This window comes from Oleiphilus sp. HI0125, assembly GCF_001635355.1.
This window is the reverse complement of sequence record NZ_LWGF01000299.1, coordinates 1-1,395: the sequence shown is the minus strand read 5'-3', so window position 1 is coordinate 1,395 and position 1,395 is coordinate 1. Positions and strand designations below refer to the sequence as shown.

General features: G+C 44.0%; 3 protein-coding genes. 1 reads left to right on the top strand and 2 read right to left on the bottom strand.

The window, feature by feature from the left end; all coding sequences use genetic code 11:
• Positions 1-233: NAD(P)H-hydrate epimerase (locus tag A3762_RS26330; RefSeq protein WP_304439261.1), on the bottom strand; the 233-nt coding region annotated here is incomplete at its 3' end.
• Between the two features lie 28 nt (positions 234-261).
• On the opposite strand from A3762_RS26330, the gene A3762_RS04120 reads away from it, so the two are divergent.
• Entirely contained in the window at positions 262-741 is a 480-nt protein-coding gene (locus tag A3762_RS04120) for a GNAT family N-acetyltransferase (protein ID WP_068480916.1), read from the top strand.
• 29 nt (positions 742-770) lie between these two features.
• On the opposite strand, the gene A3762_RS27050 is transcribed toward A3762_RS04120, so the two are convergent.
• Positions 771-1,395 (bottom strand): putative solute-binding protein (locus A3762_RS27050; RefSeq protein WP_082868932.1); only part of this gene is annotated, 625 nt, incomplete at its 5' end.

Below are 1,395 nucleotides of genomic sequence, written 5' to 3'. Positions count from 1 at the left end.
AGCATTGCAACGAGGTAGGCGTCGCCGGCATTATTTCCTTTTCCGCACAGGGCAATGACCATTTTTGTATTTGGCCAAGTTGCCAATAATTGTTCTAACGAAAAGTTTGCGGCGCGACGCATTAACTCAAAGCCAGGTATGCCATATTCTTGGATGGCTATGCGGTCTAGCTCTCGAGTTTGTTCTGCTGAAAATACAGTTTTTGGTAGTGTTTCGACTGGAGATTTCATCATTCAATATATCCCGACGCGTGAGGACTGGATGTTAATTAGAAATATTGAAGCATCTGATAATTCTATTGTATCGCAACTTATTCGCGATGTGTTGACGGAGTTCGGCGCTAATCGACCCGGTTTTGCATGGCAAGATCCTGAGCTTGATGCAATGTCTCACGCGTATGAAACGCCTGATCGAGTCTATAAGGTGATAGATCTTGAAGGGCGAGTTGTTGGCGCAGGAGGAATCGGACCCTTCTTGAACAATCAATATGATCGTTGTTGTGAACTTCAGAAAATGTATTTGGATGCAGGGCAGAGAGGCAAAGGATTTGGTCGGTCGTTAATTGAAACTTTATTGCAGTCTGCTCGAGAGCTTGGTTATGAGTATTGCTATCTCGAGTCACTATCAACTATGAAACAGGCGATCGCTCTATACGAGATACAAGGGTTTAAGAAGCTTGAAGGGCCACTAGGAGCTAGTGGCCATAATGCTTGTGATGAGTGGATGCTGCTAAAACTTTAAATCTGACTAGCAGCTTCTTTAGCTGAAGTTTATTCTTTTCGTGCTGCAGAGCACTCTGCATTTTCGGGCTCAAGTTTGCAGCGCACTTTTCGCATTAGTTTGAGTGTTCTTGAGTCATATATTCCCATTTCACCTAACTCAATGCGGCTCTGACGAAAGTCTTCTACCCAATAGTCATATAGATGTTTGGGTATCTCAATCCAATACTCTTCCGGAATTGTGGCCTCAGGGTCGACTAGCCATTTGACGAAACGGTTGTATTCTCGCATGGCTTGATCACGTGCTTTTTGCGCAAATCCTTCAGGAAACTTTTCCCATCGCGCAACGACTTGCATGGTGATGAACAAAAATGGCTCTTCGTATATACCGCCATTTGGTTCCAAGCCTTTATGCATTTCAAATGGCTCGTATACGATTGCGGGAGCAGCGGTAAGGTCGACACTTCCGTTATTGAACTTTAAGATCGAATTGAAAATGGTTGAGCTAACTGGCGTGATGCCGTGTTTCTTTGATAAATAAGCAGACTCAGGTATGTCATCTAGTACTGCCATTCTTTTACCAGCGAAGTCACCAGGAAGGAGAATTGTTCTGTCGCGTGTAAACATGAAAATTGCGCCAGCAGGACCGATCGCAAAAATCTCATACTCACCATTA

Coding starts and splice junctions, on each gene's coding strand:
- A3762_RS04120 (WP_068480916.1), top strand. CDS start 262: ATGTTAATTAGAAATATTGAAGCATCTGATAATTCTATTGTATCGCAA.